Annotated in this window: 22 protein-coding genes; 5 read left to right on the forward strand and 17 right to left on the reverse strand. The window is 50.2% G+C overall.

The genetic code is table 11. The annotated features are described in order from the left end of the window. Nucleotides 1–16: 16 nt before the first annotated feature. The 3 genes from rplC to RHOM_RS14245 form a co-directional block, all read right to left on the reverse strand. Nucleotides 17–700: a 50S ribosomal protein L3 gene (gene rplC, locus RHOM_RS14235; protein WP_014080993.1), complete on the reverse strand. Its 684-nt coding sequence runs from the start codon at nucleotides 698–700 to the stop codon at nucleotides 17–19. A 180-nt stretch (nucleotides 701–880) separates the two neighbouring features. Continuing rightward, nucleotides 881–1,198 carry a 30S ribosomal protein S10 gene (gene rpsJ, locus RHOM_RS14240; RefSeq protein WP_014080994.1) on the reverse strand — a complete coding sequence of 106 codons (318 nt, stop codon included), beginning with the start codon at nucleotides 1,196–1,198 and terminating at the stop codon, nucleotides 881–883. A gap of 312 nt (nucleotides 1,199–1,510) precedes the next feature. Then, the gene (locus RHOM_RS14245) at nucleotides 1,511–3,820 is read right to left on the reverse strand and encodes a DUF2339 domain-containing protein (RefSeq protein ID WP_014080995.1); all 2,310 of its coding nucleotides are present in this window, start codon (nucleotides 3,818–3,820) and stop codon (nucleotides 1,511–1,513) included. 203 nt (nucleotides 3,821–4,023) lie between these two features. Here RHOM_RS14245 and trkA point away from each other — a divergent pair, with 203 nt between their 5' ends. The 4 genes from trkA to RHOM_RS14265 all read left to right on the forward strand — a co-directional run bounded on the left by trkA (nucleotide 4,024) and on the right by RHOM_RS14265 (nucleotide 9,624). Further along, nucleotides 4,024–5,382: a Trk system potassium transporter TrkA gene (trkA, locus tag RHOM_RS14250; protein ID WP_014080996.1), complete on the forward strand. Its 1,359-nt coding sequence runs from the start codon at nucleotides 4,024–4,026 to the stop codon at nucleotides 5,380–5,382. 6 nt (nucleotides 5,383–5,388) lie between these two features. Next, a complete protein-coding gene (locus RHOM_RS14255) occupies nucleotides 5,389–6,828 on the forward strand; it encodes a TrkH family potassium uptake protein (RefSeq protein WP_014080997.1) in 1,440 nt (479 codons plus the stop codon). Nucleotides 6,829–7,081: 253 nt separating this feature from the next. Continuing rightward, complete coding sequence (locus RHOM_RS14260; protein WP_044024702.1) at nucleotides 7,082–7,939, forward strand: class I SAM-dependent methyltransferase; 858 nt, start codon at nucleotides 7,082–7,084, stop codon at nucleotides 7,937–7,939. Nucleotides 7,940–8,094: 155 nt separating this feature from the next. Beyond that, nucleotides 8,095–9,624, forward strand: coding sequence for a hypothetical protein (locus RHOM_RS14265; protein ID WP_014081000.1), 1,530 nt, complete (start codon nucleotides 8,095–8,097; stop codon nucleotides 9,622–9,624). A 506-nt stretch (nucleotides 9,625–10,130) separates the two neighbouring features. Here RHOM_RS14265 and atpC read toward each other — a convergent pair. The 9 genes from atpC to RHOM_RS14310 all read right to left on the reverse strand — a co-directional run bounded on the left by atpC (nucleotide 10,131) and on the right by RHOM_RS14310 (nucleotide 18,426). Further along, a complete protein-coding gene (gene atpC, locus RHOM_RS14270; RefSeq protein WP_014081001.1) occupies nucleotides 10,131–10,550 on the reverse strand; it encodes an ATP synthase F1 subunit epsilon in 420 nt (139 codons plus the stop codon). After that, nucleotides 10,547–11,938, reverse strand: coding sequence for a F0F1 ATP synthase subunit beta (gene atpD, locus RHOM_RS14275; RefSeq protein WP_014081002.1), 1,392 nt, complete (start codon nucleotides 11,936–11,938; stop codon nucleotides 10,547–10,549). Before atpD ends, atpC begins: the two co-directional genes overlap by 4 nt. A gap of 17 nt (nucleotides 11,939–11,955) precedes the next feature. Next, complete coding sequence (gene atpG, locus RHOM_RS14280; RefSeq protein WP_014081003.1) at nucleotides 11,956–12,849, reverse strand: ATP synthase F1 subunit gamma; 894 nt, start codon at nucleotides 12,847–12,849, stop codon at nucleotides 11,956–11,958. A gap of 6 nt (nucleotides 12,850–12,855) precedes the next feature. After that, nucleotides 12,856–14,358 (reverse strand): F0F1 ATP synthase subunit alpha, encoded by a 1,503-nt coding sequence (gene atpA, locus RHOM_RS14285; RefSeq protein ID WP_014081004.1) that lies wholly within the window; start codon nucleotides 14,356–14,358, stop codon nucleotides 12,856–12,858. Between the two features lie 4 nt (nucleotides 14,359–14,362). Beyond that, the gene (atpH, locus tag RHOM_RS14290; protein WP_014081005.1) at nucleotides 14,363–14,866 is read right to left on the reverse strand and encodes an ATP synthase F1 subunit delta; all 504 of its coding nucleotides are present in this window, start codon (nucleotides 14,864–14,866) and stop codon (nucleotides 14,363–14,365) included. Further along, complete coding sequence (atpF, locus tag RHOM_RS14295; protein ID WP_014081006.1) at nucleotides 14,847–15,353, reverse strand: F0F1 ATP synthase subunit B; 507 nt, start codon at nucleotides 15,351–15,353, stop codon at nucleotides 14,847–14,849. Before atpF ends, atpH begins: the two co-directional genes overlap by 20 nt. Before the next feature lie 19 nt (nucleotides 15,354–15,372). Continuing rightward, nucleotides 15,373–15,597 (reverse strand): ATP synthase F0 subunit C, encoded by a 225-nt coding sequence (atpE, locus tag RHOM_RS14300; protein ID WP_006857776.1) that lies wholly within the window; start codon nucleotides 15,595–15,597, stop codon nucleotides 15,373–15,375. Between the two features lie 31 nt (nucleotides 15,598–15,628). Further along, a complete protein-coding gene (locus RHOM_RS14305) occupies nucleotides 15,629–16,291 on the reverse strand; it encodes a F0F1 ATP synthase subunit A (RefSeq protein ID WP_014081007.1) in 663 nt (220 codons plus the stop codon). A 746-nt stretch (nucleotides 16,292–17,037) separates the two neighbouring features. Further along, complete coding sequence (locus tag RHOM_RS14310; RefSeq protein WP_014081008.1) at nucleotides 17,038–18,426, reverse strand: MFS transporter; 1,389 nt, start codon at nucleotides 18,424–18,426, stop codon at nucleotides 17,038–17,040. Nucleotides 18,427–18,617: 191 nt separating this feature from the next. On the opposite strand from RHOM_RS14310, the gene RHOM_RS14315 reads away from it, so the two are divergent. After that, on the forward strand, nucleotides 18,618–19,841 hold the full coding sequence (locus tag RHOM_RS14315; RefSeq protein WP_014081009.1) for an AraC family transcriptional regulator: 1,224 nt from the start codon (nucleotides 18,618–18,620) through the stop codon (nucleotides 19,839–19,841). A 14-nt stretch (nucleotides 19,842–19,855) separates the two neighbouring features. Here the strand turns inward: RHOM_RS14315 and RHOM_RS14320 are convergent, their stop codons facing one another. The 5 genes from RHOM_RS14320 to RHOM_RS14340 form a co-directional block, all read right to left on the reverse strand. Then, nucleotides 19,856–20,893, reverse strand: a complete 1,038-nt coding sequence (locus tag RHOM_RS14320) for a pyruvate kinase (RefSeq protein ID WP_014081010.1) — start codon at nucleotides 20,891–20,893, stop codon at nucleotides 19,856–19,858. 78 nt (nucleotides 20,894–20,971) lie between these two features. Continuing rightward, a complete protein-coding gene (locus RHOM_RS14325) occupies nucleotides 20,972–21,913 on the reverse strand; it encodes a magnesium transporter CorA family protein (protein ID WP_014081011.1) in 942 nt (313 codons plus the stop codon). A 21-nt stretch (nucleotides 21,914–21,934) separates the two neighbouring features. Next, entirely contained in the window at nucleotides 21,935–22,426 is a 492-nt protein-coding gene (locus RHOM_RS14330; protein WP_014081012.1) for a GNAT family N-acetyltransferase, read from the reverse strand. A gap of 134 nt (nucleotides 22,427–22,560) precedes the next feature. Next, entirely contained in the window at nucleotides 22,561–23,463 is a 903-nt protein-coding gene (locus tag RHOM_RS14335) for a DMT family transporter (protein WP_014081013.1), read from the reverse strand. A gap of 7 nt (nucleotides 23,464–23,470) precedes the next feature. Continuing rightward, a complete protein-coding gene (locus RHOM_RS14340; protein ID WP_158307321.1) occupies nucleotides 23,471–23,644 on the reverse strand; it encodes a hypothetical protein in 174 nt (57 codons plus the stop codon). Between the last annotated feature and the right edge of the window lie 18 nt (nucleotides 23,645–23,662).

A 23,662-nucleotide genomic window follows, 5' to 3' on the forward strand; every position in this document is an offset into this window, starting at 1 on the left:
CTTTCCTATTCGAGCACTATTTACCAGCTTTTACTGTTTCTTTAACTGTTACTAAACACTTCTTAGCACCTGGTACGGCACCTTTTACTAAAAGCAGGTTGTTCTCTGCGTCAACTCTTACGATTTCAAGGTTCTGTGTAGTAACCTGTACGCTTCCCATGTGTCCCGGCATTCCTTTTCCCTTGAATACACGGCTCGGTGAGGAACACGCACCGTTGGAACCCTGATGACGATGGAACTTGGAACCGTGAGCCATAGGACCTCTGTGCTGTCCCAATCTCTTGATAGCGCCCTGGAATCCTTTTCCTTTGGAAATTGCAGTAGCGTCGATCTTGTCGCCCTCTGCAAAGATATCAGCCTTGATCACATCGCCAAGATTGTAATCTGCTGCGTTCTCAAACTTGAACTCTTTCACAAAACGCTTGCCGGATACGCCAGCCTTTGCAAAATGTCCCATCTGAGCCTTGTTTACACCATGTCTGTGAGCTACCTGCTTCTTGCCGTTTGCATCCTTGTTGACAACCTTTTCTTTCTTGTCAGCAAATGCAACCTGCACTGCACTGTATCCATCGTTCTCTACTGTCTTGATCTGTGTTACAGAACATGGACCTGCTTCCAATACAGTAACCGGTACTAAAACACCGTCTGCATTGAAGATCTGAGTCATTCCGACTTTTGTTGCTAAAATCGCTTTCTTCATACTTTTACCTCCTGTTTTCTCTACAGCGGAACGCTTCATGCCCAACCATGTGGGGTAGCGGAACCGTTCATCCTAGAAAGTCCATATAAGTGGAATGGGAAGTTTTCACCGCCTGCATTACTTCTATATAAAACCCTTCAGGATATTAACTAAATCATTGATTTGTCTGGGATGAAGAAATTATTTATTCTTCATCTTGATATCGATGTAAACACCTGCCGGCATCTCAAGGCGGGATAATGCATCAACCGTCTTCTGGGTCGGTGTAACGATATCGATCAGTCTCTTATGAGTTCTCTGCTCGAACTGCTCACGGGAATCTTTGTACTTGTGAGTAGCTCTTAAGATTGTAACTACTTCCTTCTTTGTAGGAAGAGGTACCGGTCCGCTCACCTGTGATCCGTTCTTCTTTACAGTTTCGATGATTTTCTGTGCTGATGAATCAACTAACTTGTGATCATAAGCCTTCAGAGTGATTCTCATTACTTGACTTGCCATAAAAAAAGTCGCCTCCTTTTCGCACTTTTACAAGCGATGTAATCGCTTTTTGTACGACAAGCGGTGACTGCACACATACCCGCGTGTATCATGGACTCACGCCCACAAAGAAGCCCGCGCTTCCTACACGCCATCCCTCTGTCCTTCGGACAAATTCTATTCGTGATACAGTGACTTGTCGCCAGTTTCCTAACTTGACATTCGCTCCACGGAAAACCTGCAATGCTCTGCAGCAACCTCACGCTTCAACGCTATCAATGTCACAGCAATGCATAGTATACACGATGAAACCGCGAATTGCAAGGATTTTTTTCAGTTTTTTGCATTTTCGCGCCGCCCCATCCACTTGTCGACCAGATTGTATACAAGACTGATACCAAAGCAAAGGATGCCTCCGACAAAAAATCCCGCCGCCCGGAGCAGCACATTGTCGTAGCGGATGTCCACGAGCACCAGTTTTACAACGCACAGCAGCACCAGAACCAGTCCGCAGACCCGCAGCGCCTTATATTTTCTCTTCATCCGCATTTCCGCCAGAAATCCCGCCACGATACAGCAGAACGCAATCACAATGCCCGTCACATCGTTCACGAACACGGGCACCCCATAGGAGTGCAGTGCGACCGATGCAAACAGCAGCAGCTTTAACGCCACGTAAATTCCCCACCAGTCTCCGTCCTTCCTTATCAGCAGGCTGTAGGTATTGGTGCACACGAGCACCAGTCCCAAAAGCATATAGATAAGGTGAAGCACCGGCGCGTCCGGTTTTCCCATCAGAACCAGAACCGCTGCAATAAGGAGCGCCTGCACGGCCATCGTTACCGCCGCGAATGCTTTTTCTTCCTCTCCCGTCTTTGGATTTCTGCGAAACAGCGGAACTTTCGCCGCCAGAATATTGCAGAGCACAATCGGCATAAAACAGATCAGATCGCTCAGGTAAACATCTGCGACCGCTGCCAGATCCGTTCCCCACACCGCCGTTTCTGACAGGAATGCCAAAAACATCAGATAACCACAGATCTTCATCCAGGTTTCATACTGTTCCCTGCAGAACCCAATCAGCAGCACCGCGCTGCCGAAGAATACCAGTCCCCAGACTGTTCTCATGCCCCCGTTCATCGGGATCAGCAACAGCAGGATGCCATAGCCGAGCGCAGCCGCCCGGTATGCTTTTCTTTTTCGCAGGAAACCGTACAGAAGGCACGCCTCCGCCAGAAGTCCCGTCGATACATACTCTCCGAAATACGGCGCGGCAACTCCCGCAAAGAACATCTGCGCAAAAACAGCCACCTCAAGCAGAACCGTCCCCGCGGACAGATCCCCGGGCCGCCGGAATTCCAGCAGCGCCAGAACTGCAATGCCAAATACCAGTAAGAGCAGCGCCGCTCCGGTAAACCGGTTCAAAAACAGTCCGCAAAAAATGATGATACACAGTGCCCCCACAATACCGCCAAGCAGTTTTCCATTCTCGTCCATTTCCGCCGCGGCTACGCCAAGCAGTACCGGAACCGCTGCAAGCGCAAGAAGCAATACCACTGACACGTTTCCCGCAGCGGAGCCTTCTGTATAGGAAGCAGCTGCTCCAAGCACCAGAATGAGCAGCCCGATGCTCCACGACACAAGATTCACCGCATTGCGGTAATATTCTCTCCGCAGGTGGGACACGAAAAAGATGGTCTGCGTTACCGCATAATATATAGAAAGAATCAGAAACCTTTCCGCATCCTCCGTCCAGTTACACATGAGCACGCCGAGAATCAATGAGATGCCCACACCAATCTGCCCTATGATAAGGAAGAGATTCGACCGCAGACGTGACAGCACACACAGAACCACCGCCCACACCAGCAGTCCCAGATAAAGTATGCCGTCGTTTATTGCATGGAAATAAAAATCACTTAAAAACAGCGAGAGATACCACGCTCCCATGCCGCAGCCCAGCAGCCCAAGAAATGCTTTATTCCTGCGGTCATGTGCCACAAGAATTCCTCCTGCCAGCGTGATCGCGGCACTGACGGTATACATCAGAACCATCTTTACTCCCTGGCTAAGATACGGCAGCACCAGCATCGCAAAAAACACCAGACTCAGGAAGATCAGTCCTGCAGCGCAGACCGGCAGAATCGCCCTGCCGATCGTTTTTTCCAGATCCTGCTTCCCGGATGCCTGCTGGTATCCCGCCTGTGCTGCCACCGGCCGCGGCGGTGTCTGCTGATACGCCTGCTGCGGGTTTCCCGTCTCCCGCGCGGACTGTGACATTGCGCCCGGCGCCGGCGGTATCGGATTTCCCGTCTCCGCTGTCTGCACTGCCGGCTGCGGCATTGTCTGATTCCACGACTGCGCCGCTGCCACCGCCTGTCCATACGCCGGCCATCCATACGCCGCCTTCGGCATCGCCCCCTGACGGTATCCCGCCCGTTCGCGGTCTGCCTGTGCCGCAATTACTGTGCGCAGCGCTGTCAGCTGTCGTCCCAGCGCATCCACTTCCCGCTGCATCTGCTCAATCTTCATCCGTGTAAGATCGTCCCCCAGATCCCCGGACCGCCAGGCAAGCAGTAACTCATTGAACCGTCTCTGTTCCTCTAAAAGCCGGTTCTCACACTCCACTAATTGTTCCAGCATAAACTCCTCTTTCCTCTCCTGTCATTTAGTTCTCTGTCACTCATTGTAACGTACCCTCATTTAAAACACAAGAACTGTCCACGCGGGCGTTTCCTTGAAAAAATTGTTTTTATCATTAAGATTTTGCCAATTTCTACGCTTTTTTTCCCAAAAACAATTTGTATATGCTATAATGTCTTTGATTATTCTTTAAGGAGATTTCTATGGACATTATTATCGTAGGCTGTGGAAAAGTTGGTTTTACGCTTGTCGAACAGCTCAGCAACGAAGATCACAATATTGTTGTCATTGATGAAAAGCCGGAAAAGGTTCAATATATTACCGACCGTCTGGATGTGATGGGCATCGTGGGGAACGGCATCAACCATAAGACACTGCTGGAGGCAGGCATCGCCACTGCCGATCTTTTAATCGCAGTTACCGGAGATGATGAGAAAAACCTTCTGTGCTGCGTGATTGCCAAGAAGACCGGCCACTGCCAGACCATCGCGCGCGTGCGCAATCCGATCTACAACGGCGAGATCGCCTTCCTGAAAAAGGAATTCGGGCTCGCCATGATTATCAATCCTGAGTTGACGGCAGCCAACGAGATTTCAAGAGTATTTCAGTTTCCTTCCGCCATCCGTGTGGATTCTTTTGCAAAGGGGCATGTAGAGCTGCTTCACTTTAAAGTCAGCGAGAATTCCCCGCTGATTCATTTAAAGCTGTTCAATCTGCACCAGACCCTGCACAGCAACGTGCTGGTGTGTACCGTCATCCGCGGCAGCGAGGTCATCATCCCGAACGGTGATTTTGAATTCCGCGCCGGAGATACCGTCGCAATCGCTTCCGAGCGCCGCAACGCCATTGACTTTTTCCGTAAGATCGGCATCGTCAAGAACCGCGTCGGCAATGCCATTCTCGCTGGCGGCGGTAAGGTTTCCTTTTACCTCGCAAAGATTCTCATCCAGTCGGGCATCCGTGTGACGATCATCGAGATCAATCCGTCCCGCTGCGACGTTTTAAGCGAGCTGCTTCCGGAGGCGACAATCATCTGCGGTGATGCCACCGATCAGGATCTGCTGTCCGAGGAGGGCTTGGAGCAGGCGCAGGGTTTTGCAGCTCTCACTGGTCTTGACGAGGAAAACATCCTGCTGTCGCTGTACGCCAACGATGTCTCCAATGCAAAAACGGTGACCAAGATCAACCGGAGCAGCTTTAACTCCGTCATCAACGAGATGAATCTGGGAAGTATTATTTATCCGCGTGTCATTACCGCTGATTACATTTTAAAATATGTGCGCTCCACAGTGAATTCCATCAACAGCAACGTGGAGACGCTTTACAAGCTTGCCGGCGGAAAAGCCGAGGCTCTGGAATTCATCATCAAGGAGAATTCTGCCGTCGCAGGCATTCCGCTGCAGGATCTGAATTTCCGGAAGAACACCTTAATCTGCTGCATCTACCGCAACGGCAAGGTCATTCTGCCGGGTGGACAGGATATGATGCTCGCCGGAGACTCCGTTCTGGTCGTCATTTCCGGATACCGCATCTCCGACATCAAAGAGATTCTGGAGGATTAACCTGCAATGAATTATTCCATGGTTTTATATATTCTGGGCTATATTTTACAATTTGAGAGCGCGTTTCTGATGCTCCCGGCGCTGGTCTCGCTGATCTATCAGGAGGAGGCCGGCATTCCATTTGTCATTACCGCTGCAATCTGTCTGGTTTTAGGGATTGTTTTCACACATAAAAAACCGTCTTCCTCGACCGTGTATACAAGGGAGGGGTTTGTTACTGTCGCCTTGAGCTGGATCGTTATGAGTATTTTCGGCGCTATCCCCTTCGTGTGGAACGGCGACATTCCATATTATGTAGACGCCCTGTTTGAAACGGTCTCCGGTTTTACCACGACCGGTTCAAGTATTCTCTCTGATGTCGAGTCCCTGTCGCATGCCAGCCTTTTCTGGCGCAGTTTCAGCCACTGGATCGGCGGCATGGGTGTGTTCGTCTTTATTATGTCGATCCTGCCTCTGATGGGCGGCTCTACGATCAACCTCATGAAGGCGGAGAGCCCGGGACCTTCCGTCAGCCGTCTGGTTCCGCACATCAAGGATACCGCGAAAATATTATACGGCATTTACCTTGCCATCACGCTCCTTGAGATTGTCATTCTGTGTGCGCTCGGCATGCCGCTGTTTGAGTCTCTTCTGACGAGTTTCGGCACGACCGGCACCGGTGGTTTCGGTTTCCGTAACGACAGCTTTGCAAGCTTTTCGCCTGCTATCCAGAACACGGTCACAACTTTTATGATCTTAAGCGGTATCAATTACACATTTTATTTTTGTATTTTATCGCGCAGAATCAAGGATGCATTCCGCATCGAGGAAGTGCGCTGGTATCTCTTTTTGATCTTTGCTTCTGTCGGAATGATTACCTATAATATACGCCCGCTTTACGCAAATACCAGGGACGCGCTGCGGAATGCCTTTTTCCAGGTCGGTGCGATCATCACCACCACCGGATATTCCACTGCCGACTTCGACATGTGGCCTGCGCTCTCCCAGACGATTCTTGTGACGCTGATGTTCGTCGGCGCATGTGCGGGAAGCACAGGCGGCGGTATGAAAGTATCCCGGCTGGTGATTTTATTCAAAACCATCCGCAAAGAGCTTTCCCTGATTATCCACCCCCGCGAGATCCGCAAGATCCGCATGGACGGACATGTCGTAGAACACAGCACCCTGCGCTCTACCAATGTTTTTCTGGTCATTTACTTTATTTTGCTCATGCTGTCAACGCTTATCATCAGCCTGGACGAGTTCGATTTTACCACGAACTTTACAGCAGTCGTCTCGTGTCTGAACAACATCGGTCCTGGCTTAAACCGTGTCGGACCGGCGCAGAATTTTTCGATCTTCTCGCCGCTCTCCAAGGTTGTGCTGATTTTTGACATGCTCGCCGGCAGACTGGAGCTTTTCCCGCTCATGATTCTGTTCATGCCGTCCACCTGGCGTAAAAAATAACGTGCAGCCGGCAATTTGGGCTGCGCAGTTTTGAACCGGTAGATATTTTTCTACCGGTTTTTTATTGGCTTTTTATGGGCTTTTTCCTGCTCCGGATGCTGTATCCGCATCCGTTAATGCCTGCGCCGCGCCGTGGCGAAGGCTTTTTCTCTGCCCGCAGGCAGACATTTTTACTTTTTCCTTGCCCTCTGCTGGCTTGTGGTATATATTTGTTATAGTTTTAAATTAGAAGTACACAGGAATGGAGATTGCTATGTGGATTGCAGATAACTGGAAAGATTACGAAGTCATTGACTGCTCAAAAGGAGAAAAGCTCGAGCGCTGGGGAGATTATCTTCTCGTCCGTCCCGACCCGCAGGTCATCTGGGACACGCCGAAGACCGAGCGCGGCTGGCGCAAAATGAACGGCCATTACCACCGCAGCGCCAAGGGCGGCGGGGAGTGGGAATTTTTTGATCTTCCCCAGCAGTGGACCATCCATTACGGCAAGCTGACTTTCAACTTAAAGCCGTTCAGTTTTAAGCACACCGGACTGTTTCCGGAGCAGGCTGCCAACTGGGACTGGTTTTCCGAAAAGATCCGCAGCGCCGGACGTCCGATCAAGGTGTTAAATCTGTTCGCCTACACTGGCGGTGCCACGATTGCCGCCGCTGCTGCCGGTGCCAGCGTCACGCATGTGGATGCCTCCAAGGGAATGGTGACCTGGGCGAAGGAAAACGCCGTCTCTTCCGGTCTTGGTGATGCCCCGATCCGCTGGATTGTGGACGACTGCGTAAAGTTTGTTGAGCGCGAGATCCGCCGCGGCAACCACTATGATGCGATCATTATGGACCCGCCTTCCTACGGAAGAGGACCCAAGGGTGAGATCTGGAAAATCGAGGACGCCATCTATCCGCTGGTGCAGCTCTGTGAGCAGTTGCTGTCGGACGATCCTCTGTTTTTCCTGATCAACTCCTACACCACTGGTCTTCAGCCGGCAGTGCTCAGCTATATGATGAATACCGTCTTAAAAAAACACGGTGGTCATATCGCCGCAGATGAAATCGGTCTGCCGGTTTCCAGCAACGGTCTGGTGCTTCCGTGCGGGGCAAGCGGCAGATTTGAGCGCTAAGGGCGGGAACGATTTTGTCCTGTTTTTGCACAATTTTTGTAAATAGTTGTTTTCCTGCATACACAATACAATTTTTGTGGTACGCTGTTTTTATGCAAAGGTGATACGGGGATCCGGATCACCGGCAAATAAAAACGAACAGGAGAATGATTTCTATGGCACAGTTTGTAAAATTAGTTCCCGAGAATTTAAAGGCGCTGCGCGAAGTAAATCCGCGCCTGATGTCTTATAATGTAGAATTCGCCGAGGTAACCGGCGGCACCTTCTGGAAAGCGTACACACCGGAGCAGGTTGCAGGAACCGAGGAATTCCATGTCGCTCCGAGCGCAGACGGCATTGCTGCAATGTACAAGGATCTGATGCAGGTATACGCACCGATCGATCTGTACAACGAGAAGCTCCGCTCCCTCGCAAAGGAGCTCGGAACCGCATGGGTGCGTGTGTCCGGCACCTGGGCAACCAAGACTTACTATGATTTTGACAATGCAACAGGCGGTATTGCTCCGGAGGGCTACTTAAATGTCCTGACAAAGGAGCAGTGGATTGGTGTGCTCGACTTCGTAAAAGCGATCGATGCGAAACTGATGATTTCCGTTGCGAACTGCCCGGGTCTGCATTCCGCAGAGGAACCGTGGAATCCGAGTGAGGCGGAGAAGATTTTTCGTCTGAGCAAAGAACACGGCGTACCGATCGACGGCGCCGAGTTCGCAAACGAACCGAACATGATGGAGGATACCGGCTTCCCGGCTGGTTATACACCGGCTGATTACCACCGCGATCAGGATCTGTTTTTCGCGTGGGTACGCGCCAACTATCCGGAATGTATCTGTATCGGACCGAGCAGTGTTGGCGAGGGTCTTACCATCAATGGCGGTGATGACAACAGCAAGAGTGGTGGTATCGAGCAGCTTGTAAGAGAGAACTGCTCCACAACCGACCTGTTAGAGGACACCAAAGAGCCGTTGGACGTATTCAGCTACCATTATTACAACGGTGTATCCGAGCGTCTTGCTTCCGTGATGCCAAGCGGACACTGGCTGGCAGATACCGCCCATACCGAGGCGTATCTGGACGTTGCATTAAACTGTGCGCGCACCTATGCTCCACTCCGCGACAAATACTGCCCGGGCGGCGAGATGTGGGTAACGGAGTCCGGCGACGCAGGCGGTGGCGGTGATACATGGGCTTCCACGTATCTGGATGTTTTCCGTACCTTAAACGAGCTCGCTGGATTCGCAGCGATCACAGACGGCGTTATTTTCCACAATACACTGGCTTCTTCCGACTACGGCTTCCTGGCCCGCGAAGTATTTGATCCGCGCCCGAACTATTTTGCCGTATTGTTGTGGAACCGCCTGATGGGTACGACCGTTTACGATACCGCAGAGCCACTCCGCGAGGGCGCACATGTCTTCGCACATTCCCGCAAAGATGGAAAAGAGGGCGTTGTATATCTTGTGATCAACAACTCGCTGACAGAGACAACCACCGTAGAGCTTCCGAAGAGCGCAGAGCGCTACACACTCGCCGGCGAGGGCGGCAACGTGCGTGCCGCTGTCATGACTTTAAATGGCAAGCCACTTGTTCTGGGTGCCGGCAATTCTCTTCCGGAACTCACTCCGGCAGCACAGGAAGCCGGAACAGTGACTCTTGCACCGGCAACCTGTACATTCTTCGTACTGTAAGCAGCGCGGGGAAGCAATCTGCACCGATGAGCAAACCGCATAAGCTGGCTGGCTAGTAAGTTGCATTACAGGCTACAGTGGGGCTTAAGTAAGTTGCAACGGCATGTGCGTTAATACTTGTATCGGCTGGCAAGCTGCAGGGCTGAGTCTCACATGCACCCACAGGAGCTTTCTTGGTCAATCATTGTTTGCTGATGTTGTGCATAAGATCAAAACGGGTCTACAGAGGACTTTTTCTCTCTGTAGACCCGTTTTTGCGTACAATCTTCTATTTTTTTGACTTACATGGCTGCATTTTGGCTTCCGCCGGGTCTGGCAACACCTTTTTCCTCTCCCAGACCCGAAACTAATCTCTTTTCGGGTCTCACGGGCTGGTTTTTCATTCCCAGACCCGCGAACAGCCCTTTTTTCTTCCCACGCGCATAATAACAAGGTCCCGGCGGGTCTGGAGAGACGTTTTTTCTCTCTCAGACCCGCCGGAACCTTGCACAAGACCATTTTTCTTCTTAATATCCGGTCGGACGGTCTTTTTTCCCGACCTTGAGGCGCGACATCGCGCGCGCCAGCGATGCTTTGGAACGATAATACTCCTGAATGCTCTGTTTCTGGCGGAGCTGCTCCTGTGCACGCTCTTTTGCCTCCTCGGCACGCCGCACATCGATCTCCTCCGGGGACTCACAGGTGTCAACAATCACCATTGCACGGTTATTGATGATCTGTGCAAATCCGGTGCCTGTCACACCCACGATCTCCTCGCCTGTTTCGTCCGTGATGCGGATCTCGCCGATCTCAACGGCAAACACCATATTTTCGTGATGCGCCTGGATTGCTTTCTCTCCGTCATGCAGCGGCAGAACGACCTGCTCACATCTTCCGTCAAAAAAGACACGGTCACAGGCAATCACTTTCAGACTAAATGTATTCATGCCCCCATCTCCTTCGCACGCTCGATCACATCATCGATCGTACCTACATTGAAGAACGCTGCTTCCGGATACTCATCCATCTCACCGTCAATAATTGCCTTGAATCCTCTTACCGTCTCCTTAAGCGGCACATACTTGCCCGGCACGCCGGTAAAGTTCTCTGCCACGTGGAACGGCTGGGATAAGAACTTCTGGATCTTTCTTGCACGGTATACCACGAGCTTATCCTCCTCGGACAGCTCCTCCATACCGAGAATTGCAATGATATCCTGCAGTTCTGTGTACTTCTGTAAAATCTCCTGTACTCTTCTGGCAGTCTCATAGTGCTCTTTTCCAACGACGTCCTCCTCGAGGATACGGGAGTTGGACTCAAGCGGATCTACCGCCGGGTAAATACCCTGCTCTACGATCTTTCTGGAAAGTACCGTGGTGGCATCCAGATGTGCAAATGTCGTCGCCGGAGCCGGGTCTGTCAGGTCATCTGCAGGCACGTAAACAGCCTGTACCGAAGTAACAGATCCGTTCTTCGTGGAGGCAATCCGCTCCTGCAGTTCGCCCATCTCCGTCGCCAGGGTCGGCTGATAACCTACTGCGGACGGCATACGTCCAAGCAGCGCGGATACCTCAGATCCTGCCTGTGTAAAACGGAAAATATTATCGATGAACAGAAGTACATTCTGATGCTCCTCATCGCGGAAATATTCTGCCATCGTAAGTCCCGTCTCAGCAACTCTCATACGTGCTCCCGGCGGCTCGTTCATCTGTCCGAACACTAACGCCGTCTTATCCAGTACGCCGGATTCCTTCATCTCAGACCACAGGTCATTTCCCTCTCTGGAACGCTCTCCGACGCCGGTAAAAATGGAATATCCGCCATGCTCTGTCGCAATGTTGCGGATCAGCTCCTGAATCAATACCGTCTTACCGACTCCGGCACCTCCGAAGAGACCGATCTTACCGCCCTTTGCATACGGTGCCAAAAGATCGATGACCTTAATACCGGTCTCAAGCACCTCAACGACCGGGCTCTGGTCTTCAAAAGATGGCGGATCTCTGTGAATCACCCAGTGTTCCTCACCGTCAAGGCTTTCGCCTCCGTCGAGTGTATCTCCGAGCACGTTAAACAGTCTGCCCAGGGTCTTATTTCCAACCGGAACCTTGATACCGCCGCCCTCGGCAATAACCTCCATATCCTTGCATAAGCCCTCGCTTGCCGCGAGCATGATGCAGCGGACGGTATTATTGCCGATGTGCTGTGCAACCTCCATCACGCAGCGCTTTCCGTTGTTGTCCACTTCAAGCGCATCTTTAATATATGGAAGGTCATTATCTTCAAATTCTACGTCAACGACAGGTCCCATGACCTGTACAATTTTACCTTTCTTCATACAAGCTCCCTTCCGCTTTATTTCTTTTTCTTGTTCTTCTGCGCTTTCGCACCGCCGCTCACCTCTGTGATCTGCTGTGTGATCGCCGCCTGCCGTACCCGGTTGTACTCGATCGACAGCGTCTGTATCATGTCCTTCGCGCTGTCCGTTGCCGCCTGCATTGCCATCATTCTGGAATTATGCTCGCTGGCAAACGACTCTACCAGCGCACAGTAGATATATCCGGTGACATAGTTCGGTACTACATGCTCCAGAATCGCCTCCATGGATGACTCCACCCGGATCTCCTCCTGGTAGATATCCGCCGGGGCAGGATGCAGGAAGTCTTCCTTCACAAGCGGAAGAAGTTTCATCTTCTCCGCATTCATAGAAAAAGAGTTTTCCATCTTTGTGTAGATGATATATACCTCATCAAGCTCATTTTCCGCGTACAGATCCATGACGTGATCCGCAATGACACGCGCGCGGTGAAGCGACGGGTTCTGCACGGTATACTTGAACTCCGCATCCACCGCGAGACCCTCTTTCGCAAAATACTGGCGTCCGAGCTCGCCGACGACAAACAGCTTATTGTTCTCGCCCTGCGTGAAAAGCTCATGCGCCATCTTGATGACGTTGTGGTTGTATGCTCCTGCCAGACCCTTATCCGCAGTGATCACGATATATCCACGCCGCTTTTCTTCCTCCGGAATCTCCTTCTTCTGGTCGAAATAGCGGTTCTGCACCTCCGGAATGTGGCGCAGGAATCTGGAAATGGAACCCTGAAGTGCATAGAAATAAGGTTCCGTCTGCTCAAGCTTCTGCTTGGCACTGCGCAGTTTGGCAGAGGATATCATATACATGGCGCTTGTAATCTTCATGGTATCCCGGATACTTTTCATTCGCTTTTGAATTTCCTTGGTATTTGCCATGCTCTATCACCTGCTCTTATATTCTTTAACCGCCTCTACAATCTGCTCCGTAATCGCATCATCCAGCACTTTTTCCTCGTTGATCTTCGTCACAAGCTCCGCGTGCTGTACATGGATGTAATCTAACATACCCAGCTGGAATTCTTTCGTCTTTGCCGTGTCTACGTCCAGCATCAGACGCTTGTTGGCAGCGACCAGCGTGATGACCTGATCCGCCAGGCTCATTGGATGGCAGAGCGGCTGCTTTAACAGCTCCATCAGGCATTTTCCGTGCTGTAACTGCTCTTTTGTCATGTCGTCCAGATCGGATGCAAACTGTGTGAACACTTCCATCTCACGATACTGCGCCAGATCAATACGGATCGTACCGGACGCTTTCTTCATCGCCTTGGTCTGCGCCGCACCGCCGACACGGGATACGGAGAGACCGACGTTGACTGCCGGACGCATACCTGAGAAGAACAGATCACTCTCCAAAAAGATCTGACCGTCTGTGATGGAGATCACATTGGTCGGAATGTATGCGGATACATCGCCCGCCTGCGTCTCAATGATCGGCAGCGCCGTGATGGAACCTCCGCCCAGCTCATCGGAAAGCTTGCTGGAACGCTCCAGCAGTCTGGAATGCAGATAAAATACGTCTCCCGGATAAGCCTCACGTCCCGGAGAACGCTCCAGCAAAAGGGACAGTGCACGATATGCCACTGCGTGCTTGGAGAGGTCATCATATACGATGAGGACATCCTTGCCCTGATGCATGAAATACTCTGCCATAGCGGTTCCCGCATACGGTGCAATGTACTGTAACGATGCCGACTCGCTGGCTGTCGATGATAAAATGATGGAGTAGTCCATCGCATCATTCTTCGTCAATGTATTCACAAGCTTTGCTACGGTCGATGCCTTCTGACCGATCGCCACATAAATACAGATCACATCTTTTCCCTTCTGGTTCAAGATGGTATCTACTGCGATCGACGTCTTACCGGTCTGTCTGTCGCCGATAATCAGCTCCCGCTGCCCGCGTCCGATCGGGAACATGGCGTCAATCGCCAGAATACCGGTCTCGAGCGGCTGCTTGACCGACTGACGGTCAACAATGCCCGGCGCTTCCTGCTCGATCGGGCGGTAATCGTCCGCCGGAATATCTCCCTTGCCGTCGATCGGCGCTCCCAGTGCATTTACAATTCTTCCAAGATAGGCATTTCCGACCGGAACACCCGCCTTCTTCTTCGTGCGTGTGACCTTTGTGCCCTCTTTGATGCCGGTGTCTTTTCCGAGAATGATACAGCCGATCTGATCGCGCTTGATATCCTGCACCATACCTCTGACGCCATTCTCGAAGATCACGATCTCACCATACATGGCATGCTCAATGCCATAGATGGTCGCAATTCCGTCTCCTACCCAGATGACAGAGCCGACTTCCTGCTCACCGGTCACCATATCATAATTTTCTATCTCTGTTTTCAGTATGGAGATAATCTCCTCTGAATTTATGGAACCCACGTCATCACCTCCATGTCAATTTTTGTTCTAAATTCTTGATCCGCCCCCGGACGCTGTAATCTTCCACCAGATCTCCCGTCTCCAGCACAAATCCGCCGATCAGTTCCGGCTGTGTGCAGATGGTAAGCTCCACCGTCTCTCTGTGGTGCTTTGCGGCGAGATATGCTTTAATCTGTGCAAGCTGCTCCTCATCCGGTGTACCCGCGCAGTACATAACGGTCTTTAAAATTCCATTTGCCTCATCGTAGCAGCGCGTATACGCTTTAAAGACATCCTCCATCTCCGATACGTTTCCGTGGTCGCACATTTCTTTTAAGAAATTCCAGACCTCTTTCGGAAACAGCTGCTCGATCAGCCTGTGCTTTTCCCTGCCGGATACCACCGGACAGTCCAGCACGCGCGGCAATTCGCCAGTCAGTGAGAAAATCCGCTTCATCTCTTCCACAGTCTCTTTCTCCACGCCCAGCTCAAAAAGAACCGTTCCGTAATTATTTGCTGTTTGTGTCATTTAAACCACCCGTTTTCGCCAAAAACTGTTCATACATAAGCTTGTTCTGCGCTGCCTGATCCGTGTCGCCCAATACCTTAGCGGTTGCCGCCATGGCAAGTCCCGCAATCTGCGACTGCAGCTCCTGCACGGTTTTCTCACGCTCAAGGTCAATCGACTTGTGCGCGTTGGCAATAATTTTCTGCGCCTCTGTATCCGCTGCATCCATACGGCTCTCATACTCCGCCTGTGCGCTCTTTCTCGCCTTCTCAACGATCTGCGCCGATTCCTCATGCGCCTGCTTTAAGGCGTCCTCATACTGCGCTTTCAGCTCGTTTGCCTGCTCATTTACATGGCGTGCGTCCGCCATCTGCCCTTCGATCAGCTGCTTGCGCTGATCCATCACTTTCGTGACCGGTCCGATTAAAAATTTGCGGAGCCCCAGATATAATACGATCAGATTGACGATGGTAAAGATGACATTCCAGTCGATTCTAAGTAACTGCATACTCTACCATAACCTTTCCTTAGCCTAAGAATAAGATGATTAAGATTGCTACAACCATACCGAAGATTGCAGTACCCTCTGCCAGTGCACAGCCAAGTAACAGTGCCTTTGTGATCTTTCCGTCAGCCTCCGGCTGTCTTGCGATAGCGTCTGTTGCCTTGGAAGTTGCAAGTCCGATACCGATACCTGCTCCAATACCTGTAAGTGCTGCGATTCCTGCTCCGATTGCGATTAAAGATGTCATAATAATGTTCTCCTTTTCTTTTTCGATTTGATTACTCGATGGTTTCCTTAATAAAAAGTGATGTTAAAAATACAAATACATATGCCTGAATGAATCCGTCAAACAGGTCAAAGTAGAGGCTGAGCGGTACCGGCACAAGTAACGGTGCCACGATCTTGATCAGCTCCATGATAACGAATGCGCCTAAGATATTACCGAAAAGTCGCATACACAGTGATAACGGCCGGATAAATATTTCCAGAATATTCATCGGCAGCATAAGCGGGATCGGTTCCGCAAAGCTTTTTAGAAAGCCTTTGACGCCTTTTTTATGTACGCCCGAAAATTCAATCAGGACGATACTCATCAGTGCAAGAGCACCAGTGACGCCCACATCCTTGGTTGGAGACTTGAGACCGAACAGACCGATCATATTGGCCACGCCGATATACAGCCCTACGGTCATCAGATATGGGATATACCCCTTTCCATCCTCCCCCAGGAGATCATAAAAGAAGTTGTATAAGCCTCCCACTACCGTTTCCAGTACAACCTGTTTCTTGCCGACATTCTCTACTTTCAGGTTGCGCACAAGAATGATCGAGCCGAGCAGCAGCACTGCCATGATGACCCATGTGACCACGACCGACTCTGCCACAGGGATCCCGCCAAAAACAGGGATCGTGAACGCAGTCTCACAGTTCAGCTCTTCCATCAGCTGCTTTGATAGCTCCTCCGTATTACCACTTCCTTTCTCTTTTTTTGTGTTCCTATTTTATGAAGTTTCCCATTAAATGTCAATTTCGTCAAAAGTTCTAATTTTGCGTTCTGTTTTTGTGCAATATGCATGCATAGATTGTGATTTTTTTCACATTTTCCGCCTTTTTACAAATTGAAAATTGCAAAAATATACATTCAGTCAAAAATGTCTTCCAATGTTTGTAAAAAATATCGGTTTCCATAGATAGAACTTTCTATCTATTTGAACGGACTTCCTACCTATTTTGACCTTTCCTTAACAAATACGCCCAAAAAGAGGCAGCCGTCCCTTTTCGTGAAGCTGGATTTTGACAAGTAGCATTATAAGGAACTCGCACTTTGCGGTTTCCGTTGGAAATGCAGATGGAAATTCGGTCAAAAAATATGGCATTTCTAACCAGCCAGATGTTTGCATCTTCGATGATCCGTGTCTTTCCAAGTTTGGAACAATCCGCGGGTCAGGTCCGCCCATTGTCTCCGGTGTGCCGGACATGCACCCGTCGGATAGTCAAAACGTGGAAGAGACACGGAATCTGATGCAAACATCCAACTGGTAGAAATGCTCACATTTTTCTCCAACGAATATTCCATCTGCATTTCCAACGGAAATCTGCATATGTGCTTCTTATAATGCTGCTTATCACATGAGCTGCACGAAAAAGGGGCTGCACGCTTAATGTGCAGCCCCTTAACAAGCCTATATTATTTTCTTCTGGACTCAAGTTCTTTTACGTTTGCCTCTACCTTCGCCTTAGAAAGCGGATATATAAGTAACAGTGCCAGTCCGCATAATGCATAGATGATTGCCGGGAAGAAGGTGGACAGATTGTAGATTCCATTTGCAACTTCCTGCGTCTGGCTTGTTGCCAGCTCATCATAACCGATCCAGCCAAGTGCCCATCCGGAAAGTCCGCCCGCAATTGCCTGACCGATCTTTCTTGCGAAAGAGTACATACCGTATACGGTACCATCATCTCTGGTGTGATTCTTCACTTCCATGTCATCGATAACGTCCGTTACCAGTGCCCAGCACTGCATCTGGAAGAAATACATACCGATCATGGCAAGGAATGCCAGTCCGACGAACAGCCATACATTCTTTACATGCAGTACGCCAATAATAAAATATAATCCTGCGGAGATAAACATTCCGATAAGACTGCACTCTTTCTTTCCGTACTTCACGGCAAGCTTTGTGGACACTGCGGAAAGTACAAGCACGCACGGAAGCATCAGCAGCGAATATACGGATAATGCTGCAGTGTTCTTAAAGTAATCTGCAAACAGATACTGGTTGATGCCCTGGGACATTAAAGATGCCAACAACAACAGCACTGCCGAGAGAATCAGGCCCATCAGCGATCTGCTGGAAAACAGTGCGGAAACCGTCTGTCCGAACGTCTTCTTCTGGACATCCGGCTTCGGTACATACGCGACACGTTCTGTTGTCAGCGTATAGCATAACAGATAGCAGATAACGGCAAGTACGGAAAAGATTCCTGCGATCATGGAAATTTTGGACGCGGATACGACCTTGTTTCCTGCCTCATCGGTGTAATATACCACCATCGGTGCAAGCATACCGATCAGGATACCTGCCAGCGTACCGCCCAGAGAACGGAACACAGATAAGGAGCTTCGGTCCTTCGGCTCGCTGGAAATAACAGATGCCATGGATCCATATGGAATATTTACGGATGTATAGAAAATGGATCCCCATAAAATGTAAGTGATGAACATGTAAGCAACTTTTGCCGCATACGGTGCATCTACCAGAAATGACTGGTACATCATGAACGATGCCAGTGCAACAAATGCGCACATACGCAGAATCCACGGACGGATGCGTCCGTTCTTGGTCGGCTTGCTGTTATCAACAATGCGTCCCATTCCGATGTCGGTAAATGCATCCAGACATCTTGCAAGCAGGAACATGGTACCTACCATACCGGCAGAGACTCCCATGACCTTTGTGTAAAATACCATTACATAGCTGCTGGCGAAAATGAATGTAAAATCATTCGCAATATCACCGCACATGTAACCGATTTTGTCCTTTACGCCAAACGGCTTGGTGTTTGTGTTTCCCATAATGCGCCTCCTGTAGCAGACCGCCCCATGCGGTCTCTTTGATGGTTTTATTATAGCAACTTCCCTTTCCCTGTACTTTGCCTTTTTTTGTTTGACACGGATTATTTTTGTGTTATATTTATTTTGTACTAAAATTTTTTCACGTTGTTATTTGCAGCTAACAGTTCCTGGATCAAGCAAGGAGGATTCTTATGGCATTGCCCTATATTTCCGTGGAGGACTGTTTTCCGGTCATCCGCCAGACCATCTTAGACACCTACAAAGTCGACTCTTTTCTGATGCATTATCCCTACTCCGATCTGGAGCGGCTGGACATGGGGCTTCGCAAAATGGTCTGGGGAACCTATTCCACAAATTCTGCCATCTTCTCCCTGTCTCCCGAACAGGATGCCTGGCAGATTATCGTGTTAAAAAGTGTTCTGGGCTTTTACAATCTGATTATCACAGTTACAAACGAGGAGCATCCCGATATGTTTGGCTTCATGCCGTTCCGTACCGAACCTGCAACTCCGGCTGTCATCAACCGCATCATGAAGGAGAACGGCATTCCGCCACAGTATACATCCAGCATGCAGCAGGTCTACTACAATCTTCCCGTCGTGGAAATGCAGAGTCTGATCACCACACTGCAGCATCTGATCACTGCATTTATCCCCGGGTTTGCAGCCAATCACGTCGAGTATATCAATTATACCTCCGAACAGCACGAAGTTGACTTTAACGAGGAACGGATTCACAAATTTACTTCCGATTATATGGCAAACCTCGCCGAACACATAAAATCCTGTGGCGATGCTGTCATCACCGGTGATCAGACAGCCTCCTCCGAAAGCATGAAATCCCTGTTGAATTTTGCGGTTTCTTTTTCCGAGACACCACTCTCCCAGTTAAAGGAATATCTCTCCTACATCAACACTTTTCTGTCTGCCAAAATGATGGACACACAGGTGCATCCCGCCTATATCTTTAAGCAGATGCATACCTTTCAGCTTAAAATTAACGAAACCGTGCAGGCGCAGGAACTGCAGCATCTTCCTTATGAAATGGTACGCAAATACTGCCTGCTCGTGAAAAACTTTACCTATGACAATTATTCCTATCTGATACGAAGCGTGGTCAATTATATCAACCAGCACCTGTCCTCGGAATTATCGCTCGCCACGCTTGCTTCGGAATTTGGCAAAAATGCTTCTTACCTCTCCAGCGAATTTAAAAAGGAAGTCGGCGACACACTCACAACTTATATCAACAAGCACCGCATTCTCGCCTCGCTGCGTTACTTTAACACCACGGACATGAGCGTTGCGGAAGTATCCAACGCCGTCGGCTACACCGATATGGGCTATTTTTCACGCCTCTTCCGGAAATATGTAGGACAGAGTCCTCGCGAATACAAAAAGATGCTGGATAAATGACATTTTATGCCCCTTTATCTGCGTTCTTCCAGATACCACTCCGCTTCCCGCACCGTATCCACCAGAACCTCCATCGCCTCCAGCGGATATTCTCCCACAGCGGTCTCGCCCGTCAGCATCACAGATGCCGCGCCCTGCTGCACCGCGCGGAATATATCGGACACTTCCGCCCGCGTCGGCACCGCCCGGTGCTCCATGGAGGCGAGCATCTGCGTGACAACCATAAACGCGCGCCCGTGCTTTCTGCACTGAGCCGCAATCTCCTCCTGCGCGCACGGAAGCTTTGCCAGGGGCATCGCATTCCCCAGATCTCCTCTGGCGATCACGATCTCATCGCAGTGTGGCAACAGCTCCCCCAGATGCTCCATTCCCTGCAGATTCTCAATCTTTGCGAAAATGCGGATGTCCCCGGCATCCTCATTTATTAAAGCTTCTTTTAAGTTCTTTAAGTCTTCTTGATTTCTCACGAATGGAAGCATGACCCCTGTGATCCTGCACTGCTTTACTCTGGCAAGATTCCTGTAATCACGCTCCGTCAGCGTCGGTGTCTGTATCTCCACACCGGGCGCCGCGATACTTTTCCCGCTTTTTAAGACGCCGCCCCGCACAACGGTACATTCCACCGCGACAGACGATCCGCAGCGGAATTGTTCTTCTACTTTTAATGCAATCCTGCCGTCGTCCAGCAAAATCTCCTGTCCGGGCGCAAGCGCCACAAGCAGCGTTCCCGGCACCGGAATCTCCGTCGGATCAAACAGATTGTTTTGTCCGTCCGCCACAAGGCTCAGACCGTCTCCCTCTTTTAAAAGACGTTCTGCCCCAAGCGTACCGATGCGGAGCTCCGGTCCCCGCAAGTCAATCAGAATCTCTGGCGTTCCGTCATGCAGCCGGCTCCATGCGCTGTGGATGCCGGAGATCCACGCATCCGCTTCTTCCAGATCCGCATGGGACAGATTGATTCTAATTCCTGTCATTCCTTTTTCAAACAAATGAACCAGCATCTCTGTATCACAGCATGCTGGTCCGATGGTTCCGTAAATTTTTGTCTTCATTATACTCTTCTCTCCGCGCAGCTGCTCTGCTGCGCCGCCCGTGATTCGATCGTGCGGCAGATTCTCCCGCCGCTTGTTCTATAGCATCTTTTTCTTACGCAGTATCAGCATCGTGATAATGCAGATCAACAGAGTCAGCACACAGATCAGCAAAAATCCGTGCGGCGTATTAGCAAACGGCATCCACCGCTCATCCACGTTCATTCCATAGATACCGGAAATGACCGTCGGAATCGCCATGACAATCGTGATTGAGGTCAGATACTTCATGACGTTGTTCAGGCGGTTGTCAATCACGGAGGACATCAGTTCTCTGGTACCGTTGATGATGTCACGGTAGATGGAAGTCATCTCGATCGCCTGCTGGTTCTCGACTATAACATCCCCCAGAAGCTCCGTATCCTCCGGGTACTGCTCCAGTCTCTTATAGCGCGTCAGCCGGTCTAACACCACGCCGTTTGCACGCAGGGATGTGGCAAAATAGACCAGCGTGGACTCCAGTTCGTGCAGATCAATCAGATCCACGTCCTCGGTGTGTTGTCCGATCCGCTCCTCAATCTCCGTACGGCGCTTATCAATGATGCGCAGATTGGTCTGGTAGATCGTCGCGGTGCGGTACAGAATCTGGTACACAAAGCGCAGGCGCTTTTTCGTGCTGAACTCCTTCACGCGGTTGATCACAAAATTCTTGAGCACCGGCGTATCCTCCGTGCACACCGTCACGATCACATCCTGCGTTAAGATAATGCCGAGAGGGATTGTCGTGTAGGACTGCTTATCGTGCCGGATCTCTGTCGTCGGAACGTCCACCAGAATCAGCGTATATCCGTCCTGCAGCTCGATACGGGAGCTTTCCTCCTCATCGAGTGCTGCCTTGATATCGTCGATATCCACATTCAGCACATCGGCAATCTCCTCACATTCCTCCTGCGTGGGACTGATCATCCGCACCCACACGCCGTCCTGCAGCTTCTCCTCCTCATGTATCACCTGATTATCGGTCATAAAATATTTCATCATAGCTTTTGCCCTATATCCTCTCTACCTGTCATATAGAATCTGATATGCATTCAGACTGAGTTTTCTTCCAAACTTTGTCCCTGCATTTTTAATCTGACCGCAATACTCAAATCCATACACCTCATGCAGATGAATGCTCGCCGCATTCTCACTGGTGATTAAAGAGATGACCGTGTCAATCTCGTCACACTCTGCTGCATAGGCAAGCACTTTCTCCATCAGGCTGCGGCCGATGCCACGCCCTCGATAATCCTTGTGTACATAAATTGAAATCTCCACCGCAGGGTCAAATGCCTTGCGGTCCCTGTAACGGGAAAGCGACGCATATCCCGCCACCTTGCCGTCCTCCACATCAACATAAATGACATAGCGCCCGTTATGCTCCGCAAACCATGCCTTCCGGTTCTCCATGTTTTTGACTTCCGTATCAAACGTTGCCGTCGTGTGAAGAATCGCTTCATTATATATATCCATCAATGCAGAAATATCCTGCAGTACCGCTCTGCGTATCATTCTCTTACCAGCTTTCGTGTCCTAAAATGTCTCTGTAACAGAAAACGCCTTCGGAATCCGAAGGCGTTTTCCCTTTTTTATCATATCACAGTTTTTCTGGCACTTCTACGCTAAATTTGCAAAATCACAGGAAATCACGCGCCACGTTTCCGCTCCGGAAGCTGCGCCAGAATGATTGCAGCAAACATCAGCACACAGCCGGAAAGCTCACGTACCGAGAGCGCCTGCCCTAATATTACCCAGCCTGCAATCAATGAAATTACCGACTCCAGGCTGAGGATTAAGGACGCCACCGTTGGGTTCATGCCACGCTGTCCGACAATCTGGAGTGTGTACGCCACGCCACAGGAAAAAACACCTGCGTACAGCACAGGAACCCACGCCTGCAGAACCGCTCCCATATCCGGTTTCTCAAACAGCCACATGCAGACCGCCGACAGCAGTGCACACACAAAAAACTGGATGCACGACATTTTTACACCGTCCGCCAGCGGCGCAAAATAATCAATAACAAGAATGTGCGCCGAAAATGCAAATGCCGACAGCAGAACGAACAGATCTCCCTTCTGCAGGGAAAAGCTGCCATCTGTCATACATAAAATGTATAACCCCGCGACAGCCAGCGCCACAGCGGCCCAGATTTTGATTCCCGCCTTTTTTCCTAAAAAAATACTTAATATCGGCACCAGCACAATGTACATCGCTGTGATAAATCCCGCCTTGCCTACTGTTGTATACTGTATTCCGATCTGTTGCAGATTGCCTGCCACAAAAAGCATGACCCCGCAGCAGATTCCGCCAAGCAGCAGATTTTTCCGGCTTCCCGGTGTCTTTCCGGCATCCTCTTCCTTTGCACCTGTTCTATGAAACACTGCAATACATGGGATCAGCACTAGCCCGCCAATCACATTCCGCACTACGTTAAAGGTAAACGGTCCGATATAATCCATTCCAACACTCTGCGCCACAAACGCAACGCCCCAGATCGTTGCCGTCAAAAGCAGCAGCAAAGATTGTCTCATCACAAATTTATTCATCACCCTACTACAGAACGCTCCGCAGGAACTGTCTTGCCTCTGGCGTCTTCGGATTGGAAAAAATCTCCTCCGGCTTTCCTTCCTCAAGAATTCTTCCATCCGCCATAAAGACAACCTTGTCCGCAAGTCCGACTTTTCCGATCCGTTCTTTTGCAAGAGCTTCTGTCCTTCCTTTCTCCATCTTTTTTACATGAACAGG

Origin of the sequence: Roseburia hominis A2-183, from assembly GCF_000225345.1 — a bacterium.
Lineage (GTDB): Bacteria > Bacillota > Clostridia > Lachnospirales > Lachnospiraceae > Roseburia > Roseburia hominis.